General features: G+C 66.3%; 7 protein-coding genes and 1 tRNA gene. 4 read left to right on the forward strand and 4 right to left on the reverse strand.

Features of this window, described 5'->3' with window-relative positions; all coding sequences use genetic code 11:
* Positions 1–50: 50 nt before the first annotated feature.
* The 4 genes from AC6LKG_RS21470 to AC6LKG_RS21485 all read left to right on the forward strand — a co-directional run bounded on the left by AC6LKG_RS21470 (position 51) and on the right by AC6LKG_RS21485 (position 2,878).
* Positions 51–1,139, forward strand: a complete 1,089-nt coding sequence (locus AC6LKG_RS21470) for a methionine ABC transporter ATP-binding protein (protein ID WP_498167922.1) — start codon at positions 51–53, stop codon at positions 1,137–1,139.
* Positions 1,096–1,749: a methionine ABC transporter permease gene (locus AC6LKG_RS21475; protein WP_006388812.1), complete on the forward strand. Its 654-nt coding sequence runs from the start codon at positions 1,096–1,098 to the stop codon at positions 1,747–1,749. The genes AC6LKG_RS21470 and AC6LKG_RS21475 overlap by 44 nt, the downstream gene beginning before the upstream one ends.
* 49 nt (positions 1,750–1,798) lie before the next feature.
* Positions 1,799–2,596, forward strand: a complete 798-nt coding sequence (locus AC6LKG_RS21480) for a MetQ/NlpA family ABC transporter substrate-binding protein (protein WP_175134796.1) — start codon at positions 1,799–1,801, stop codon at positions 2,594–2,596.
* Positions 2,597–2,802: 206 nt separating this feature from the next.
* Positions 2,803–2,878 (forward strand) — tRNA-Lys (locus AC6LKG_RS21485).
* Between the two features lie 249 nt (positions 2,879–3,127).
* On the opposite strand, the gene AC6LKG_RS21490 is transcribed toward AC6LKG_RS21485, so the two are convergent.
* From AC6LKG_RS21490 to AC6LKG_RS21505, 4 genes are all read right to left on the reverse strand, one after another.
* Complete coding sequence (locus AC6LKG_RS21490; RefSeq protein WP_100502990.1) at positions 3,128–3,559, reverse strand: RidA family protein; 432 nt, start codon at positions 3,557–3,559, stop codon at positions 3,128–3,130.
* A 112-nt stretch (positions 3,560–3,671) separates the two neighbouring features.
* A complete protein-coding gene (locus AC6LKG_RS21495; protein WP_498167926.1) occupies positions 3,672–3,959 on the reverse strand; it encodes an MSHA biogenesis protein MshH in 288 nt (95 codons plus the stop codon).
* Between the two features lie 118 nt (positions 3,960–4,077).
* On the reverse strand, positions 4,078–5,694 hold the full coding sequence (locus tag AC6LKG_RS21500) for a methyl-accepting chemotaxis protein (protein ID WP_498167929.1): 1,617 nt from the start codon (positions 5,692–5,694) through the stop codon (positions 4,078–4,080).
* Positions 5,695–5,838: 144 nt separating this feature from the next.
* On the reverse strand, positions 5,839–6,541 hold a 703-nt coding region (locus tag AC6LKG_RS21505; protein ID WP_498167932.1), incomplete at its 5' end, for a LysR substrate-binding domain-containing protein.

The following is a 6,541-nucleotide window of genomic DNA, read 5'->3' on the forward strand; positions in this document are numbered from 1 at the left end:
GAAAAAACGGTCGTTCTCTTCAGAAGAGAAAAGATACAAAATCGCTTGCCATGATTCAGATCGAGAACCTATCCAAGACCTACGCCACGCCGCATGGCCAGTTCCAGGCGCTGCGTGGCATCAACCTGCACATCCAGCAGGGCGAGGTCTTCGGCATCATCGGCCCCAGCGGGGCCGGTAAAAGCACGCTGGTCCAGTGCATCAACCTGCTGGAGCGTCCCAACGAAGGCTCCATCGCCATCGGCGGCCAGGCGCTGACCGGACTGAGCGAGGCCCAATTGCGCGCGCAGCGTCGCCGCATCGGCATGGTGTTCCAGGGCTTCAACCTGCTGTCGCGCCGCACGGTGTATGGCAACGTGGCGCTGCCGCTGGAAATCGCCGGCGTCGCCAAGAGCGAGATCCCGGCCCGCGTCGAACGCCTGCTGGCCCTGGTGGGCCTGGAGCATCTGCGCGACCGCTATCCCAGCCAGATCAGTGGCGGCCAGAAGCAGCGCGTCGGCATCGCGCGCGCCCTGGCCAACAATCCGGACGTGCTGCTCAGCGACGAAGCCACGTCCGCACTCGATCCCGAGACCACCCACAACATCCTGGCGCTGCTGCGCGACATCAACCGCAAGACCGGCGTGACCGTGGTCATGATCACGCACCAGATGGAAGTGGTGCGCGAGGTCTGCGACCGCGTGGCCGTGCTGTCGCAGGGCGAAGTGGTCGAGATGGGCAGCACGCGCGAAGTGTTCGCGCAGCCGCGCCACGAAGTGACCCGCGCCATGGTGTCGGCCGCAACCGCGTCGGACCTGACCGATGCCACGCTGGCCGCCGTCAAGCAGCGCATCGAGACGCTGGCCGCCGCCAAGCCGGGCCAGGCCGTGCGCCTGCTGCGCCTGTCGCTGACCGGCACCGACGCGTCGGGCTCGTTCCTGTCCGACCTAGCGACGCAGTATTCGCTGGACGTGGGCCTGGTGCAGGCGCGCGTCGAAGACATCCAGGGCGTGGCCGTCGGCACGATGTTCGTGCTGGCCCAAGGCGCGCCCGCCGCGGTCAAGGACGCCATCGCCGCGTTGACCGCCCGTGACATCACCGTTGAAGAAATCGCTCATGAGCCCGCAACTGATCGACCTGCTTATTACGTCGCTGCTTGATACCCTGTTGATGGTGGGCGTGGCCAGCGCCATCGCGGTGCTGGTCGGCATTCCGCTGGGCGTGATCCTGACCGTGACCGCGCGCGGCAACATGCTGGAGAACCAGGCCGTCAACCACGCGCTGGGTGCGGTCATCAACGCCACCCGCTCGGTGCCGTTCGTGATCCTGATGGTCGCCATCATTCCGTTCACGCGGCTGGTGGCGCAGACCTCCATCGGCACCACCGCCGCCATCGTGCCGCTGTCGGTGGCCGCGATCCCGTTCATGGCGCGCATCGCCGAGAACGCCATGCGCGAAGTCGATCCGGGCCTGATCACCGCCGCGCGCGCCATGGGCGCCTCGCCGATGCAGATCATCATGAAGGTGCTGCTGCCCGAAGCGCTGCCCGGCCTGATCGCCGCCACCATCGTCACCGTGGTCAGCCTGATCGGCTACTCGGCCATGGCCGGCGCCATCGGCGGCGGCGGCCTGGGCGACCTGGCGATCCGCTATGGCTACCAGCGCTTCCAGTCCGACGTGATGGCCGCCGTGGTCATCGTGCTGATCGTGCTGGTGCAGCTGATCCAGAGCCTGGGCGACCGCTACGTGCGCCGCATCTCGCATCGTTGAACATACCGAACATTCTTCTCCTCCTTCCGACATTCGGGAAATTCGCAACATGAGCATCAAGGTTTTGAAGTCGCTGGCCGCGTTCGCCCTCGGCGCCGCCGTATTCACCCAGCCCGCGCTGGCGCAGGACAAGCCGCTTAAGGTTGGCGTCACCGCCGGCCCGCACGCCCAGATCTTCGACGTGGTCAAGCAGGAAGCCGCCAAGCAGGGCCTGAACGTCCAGGTGATCGAGTTCACCGACTATGTGCAGCCCAACGTCGCGCTGGCCTCGGGCGACCTGGACATGAACAGCTACCAGCACCAGCCCTATCTGGACAATGCGAATGCCGACCGCGGCTACAAGCTGGTCAGCATCGCCAAGACCGTGATCTTCCCGATCGGCATCTACAGCAAGAAGATCAAGTCGCTGGCCGAACTGAAGGATGGCGCCCGCATTGCGCTGCCGAACGATCCCACCAATGGCGGCCGCGCGCTGTTGCTGCTGCAGGCCAATGGCCTGATCAAGCTGCGTCCGGAAGCCGGCCTGAAGGCCACCCCGATCGACGTCATCGAGAACCCGAAGAAGCTGCGCTTCATCGAACTGGACGCCGCCCAGCTGCCGCGTTCGCTGGACGACACCGACGCCTCGGCCGTGAACACCAACTTCGCGCTGGAAGCGGGCCTGAACCCGGCCACCGATGCGATTGCCCAGGAATCGCCCGACTCGCCGTACGCCAACGTGCTGGTGGTGCGTGAAAAGGACAAGGACCGTCCCGAGTTCGCCAAGCTGGTGAGCATCTATCACAGCCCGGCCGTGAAGCAGTTCATCGAGACCAAGTTCAAGGGCGCGGTGGTGGCGGCCTGGTAAGCCAGGGATCGCCTCTCCGAAGCAAGGACGGCCGCGCGAGCGGCCGTTTTGCTTGGCGGCGGCAGTGGCCGCGTTGCCTTGGCCGAGGGCGCGCGCGACCCTTGGCGCTGTGTGGCGACGACGCACTGCCGTAGCCTTCTCGGCGCGCGGAGGCGTCTATTTTTTGACAGGATCCTAGAAATCCGCCATAATTTCTGGCTTCGGTCGGGCTGATAGCTCAGTCGGTAGAGCAGCGGACTTTTAATCCGTTGGTCGCGAGTTCGAGTCTCGCTCAGCCCACCACTTATTTCTGCTCGGGCACTTGCTGGGTCACTGATCGGCAGATGCGCAAACAAAGAAGCCCCTGGTATTGCAACCAGGGGCTTTTTGTTTGCAGCGAAAGTGGAGTGGAGTGGAGTGGGGTAGGGGGCCTGATCACAGGCCCTGGAAGCGTTGGCATTTTGCACCACCAGGGGGAACAAGGCGAGCGTTCGGCCATGGCCCGAGCGTGCCCGCAAATGCCAGATCAAGGCGGCAGATCAGAGCGGCAAATCAGAGCGGCAGCAGCGCCGTCGCTTCGATTTCCACCAGCATTCCGTCCAATGCCAGCCGCGGCACCGGGATCAGGGTGCAGGCGGGCGCCAGGTGGATGCCCCAGCGCGACTTGATCTCGTTGGAGAATAGCGCCAGGCGTTCCTGGCTGTGGTCGACCACCAGCACGGTCAGCTTGGCGACATCGAACAGGGTGGCGCCGGCCGCCTGCAGGGCGGTCTGGACGTTGTCCAGCGCCTGGCGCACCTGGGCCAGGAAGTCGGGCGAAAGCTCGCCCCGGGTGTTTTCGCCGCCCTGGCCGGCGGCGAACACCAGCCGGGCGGGCGTGTCGGCCACGGCGACATGCGAGTAGCCATTGGGGCGGGGGTCGTACAGGCCGGGCGGGTTGATGAAGGCGAGCGAGGACAGGGCAGGGGTGATGCGGGACGACATGCGGCAGGCTCCGTGGACAACCGTACTGAGGAAGCCTTGCAGTATCGGACCTAAACCATGGTTGAGGTCAAGGCGGCGGCCGCCGCCATGGCAGGCCGGCCGGGCCGGCGGGTCAGGACAGGGTGCGCGGCGGCATCGCCGAAAGGTCGGCCAGGCTCAGGCCGCAGCCACGGGCGCGCTCGGCCAGGGTGGCGCTTTGTTCCAGCGCCCGCTTGCTTTCGAGCAGCAGCACGTCGAGCTGTTCGTCCAGCGATGACGCCATGGCCCAGGCCCGCTCGGTGAATTCGGCGGAAAAGGCATCGACGCAGGCCTTGCAGATGGCCGAGCCGTTGCGTTCCAGCAGCGGGGCGCCTTGCGCCAGCGTCGAGAGGCAGAATTGACAGGCAAGGGCGCGGCTCATGCGTGGTGGCTCGTGGTCGGGTGAAGGCCGGCCGCGGGGCGCCGCGGGACCTGACCTACTGGACAACGGCCGATCGGACGGAGTCTTAAATCCGGGGCGCCACGGCCCGGGGCCGTGTTCAGCCGGCCAGGGCAGGCCGCAGCGGCGCCGCGATTGCCTGGGGCATGACGTCGATCACGGTTTCGGCCGGCAGCTTGAAGAAGGCGGTGGTCGCCGCCAGGCGCTTGGCCTGATCTTCCAGCGAGGCGGCCGCGGCGGCGGCCTGCTCGACCAGGGCGGCGTTCTGCTGGGTGACGTCGTCCATCTGCGTCACGGCGCCGTTGATCTGGTCGATGCCGGTGGCTTGTTCGGTCGAGGCTTCGGTGATTTCCGCCATGATTTGCGTGACGCGCTGCACCGAGGCCACGATCTCCTGCATGGTGCCGCCGGCGGCGCGCACCTGTTCGGCGCCGCTGGCGACGTTGCCGGACGATTGTTCGATCAGATCCTTCACTTCGCGCGCCGCCTGGGCGCTGCGCTGCGCCAGGGTGCGCACTTCGCCTGCGACCACCGCGAACCCCTTGCCCTGCTCGCCGGCTCGGGCGGCTTCAACCGCCGCGTTCAGGGCCAGAATGTTGGTCTGGAAGGCGATGCCGTCGATCACAGAGACGATTTCCGAGATGCGGCGCGAGCTTTCCGAGATGCGGTCCATGGTAGCCACCACCTGGCCCACGGCCTCGCCGCCGCGCAGCGCCACGCCACGGCTTTCCGCAGCCAGGGTGTTGGCCTGGTGCGCGTGTTCGGTGTTCTGCTTGACCGCGGTGGCCAGTTCTTCCATGGACGCGGCGGTCTGTTCCAGCGAGGCGGCCTGTTCCTCGGTGCGCGCCGACAGGTTGGTGTTGCCCGAGGCGATCTCGGCGGCGCCTGTGTTGATCTCGGTGACGCTGCGGCGCACTTCGGCGACGGTGCGGGTCAGGCTTTCCTGCATGCGCCTGAGCGCCGTGAACAGGACGCCGATCTCATTGTCCGAATTGACCGTGACGCGCTGGGTCAGGTCGCCGGAGGCGATGCGGTCGAAATGCACGGCGGCGTCCTTCAGCGGTTGCAGCACCTGGCGGCCGATGAAGCGCCAGCAGCCCAGCGCCAGCACGGCGGCCAGCGCCAGCATGACGATGGCGGACAATTCGGCCCGCTCGTAGCGCAGATCGGAGGCGGCGTTGATGGTGGCGCCGCGGCGTTCGGTGTGTTCGAGGAAGGCGGTCACGCGCTCGGCAAAGCGGGCACCGGCGCTGCGGGTGTCGACCACGGCGGTCGCATAGCCTTCGGCCGATTGCTTCTGCAAGGCCTGTTCCAGCGTCTCGATGCTGCCGACATAGGCGTTGAAAACGCTGTTCAGTTCGCCCGCCAGTTTCGTGCCCGCTTCGGTGCTCTTGGGCACGCGCTGGTACACCGCGAAGTGCTTGCGCGCCTCTTGCAGATCCTGGTTGGCTTGCTGGATGCTGCCCTGGGCCTGGCTGCCCTTGCCGGAAACGATGTCCAGGTACGCGGCCACCAGGGTCAGGCGGCTGCGCAGCAACAATGTCTGCGTCTCATACAACGGCCGGGTCTGTTCGGCGGCGACCGAGTTGAGGTCGTCGACCGCGACATCGGCGGCCTTGGCATACAACCATCCCATGCCGGTGGCGGCCGCCAGCGCCAGTACGAAGAGGGTCAGCACGGCCAGCAGGCCGGTGCGTATCTTCAGATTCTTCAGCATGGTGGACTCCTGTGTGTGGCTTGGGCGACCGCTTGAAACGGCCGCCAGGAAATCCGGTCAATGTAAATTTAGATTACATATTTAACAATTGATCATTTTTCACTCCGGCATTCTGCTTTTGGCAATGCCGTGTCCGCTGGCGAATCAGAGCGTGTTGTTGCGGATGAAGCGCAGGAAGCGATGGGCCGCGTCCGACAGCGGGCGCGAGGCGTGGGTCTGGAACTGGAGTTGGCCGGCGTTGAGCAGGGCGTCGTTGATGGGCCGGCAGATGAGGCGGCCGGCTTCGAGCTGGTCGGCCGCGGTCAGGCGGGCGCACAGGGTGATGGCGTCGCCCGTGAGGACGTAGTGATAGGCCGCGTCGGGCAGATTTGCGGTGAAAGCCGGCGACAGCGTGATGTTGTACAGGCTGCTGGCCATGTCCAGCACCTGCCGCAGGGCGCTTCCGCTGTCGGGCAGGGCCAGTGGATAGGCGGGTAGCTGGGTCAGGTGCAGCGAGTCGCAGGCGGCCAGCGGGTGGCCCGGTCGCATCACCGCGACGATCTCGGCTGGGTGCGAATGGACAACGGCGATATCTTTTTCCGCCGCGTGGCTGTAAGTGACGCCGATATCGGCCTGGGCCGAGCGCACGCGCTCGGCTACCAGGCCCGCGTCCAGGATGTGGAGGTGGAAGCGGATGGACGGGTGCTCGGCCTGGAAGGCGGCGAACTTGCGCGGCAGGGCATGGGCGGCGAAGCCGGGCGCGCCGGCGATTTTTACGGTCTGGGTGTAGCGGCCGTTCTGGCTGTCGATTTCGGCGCAGGTGCGCGCCGCGTCGGCCTCGACGCGGCGCGCATGGTCGGCCAGGATG

It is taken from the genome of Achromobacter sp. 46006 (genome assembly GCF_059761975.1).

What these genes read in the sequence shown, in the direction of transcription:
- AC6LKG_RS21495 (WP_498167926.1), bottom strand. Translation starts at nt 3,959, where the DNA reads ATGAGCCGCGCCCTTGCCTGTCAATTCTGCCTCTCGACGCTGGCGCAA.
- AC6LKG_RS21470 (WP_498167922.1), top strand. Translation starts at nt 51, where the DNA reads ATGATTCAGATCGAGAACCTATCCAAGACCTACGCCACGCCGCATGGC.
- AC6LKG_RS21500 (WP_498167929.1), bottom strand. Translation starts at nt 5,694, where the DNA reads ATGCTGAAGAATCTGAAGATACGCACCGGCCTGCTGGCCGTGCTGACC.
- AC6LKG_RS21475 (WP_006388812.1), top strand. Translation starts at nt 1,096, where the DNA reads ATGAGCCCGCAACTGATCGACCTGCTTATTACGTCGCTGCTTGATACC.
- AC6LKG_RS21490 (WP_100502990.1), bottom strand. Translation starts at nt 3,559, where the DNA reads ATGTCGTCCCGCATCACCCCTGCCCTGTCCTCGCTCGCCTTCATCAAC.
- AC6LKG_RS21480 (WP_175134796.1), top strand. Translation starts at nt 1,799, where the DNA reads ATGAGCATCAAGGTTTTGAAGTCGCTGGCCGCGTTCGCCCTCGGCGCC.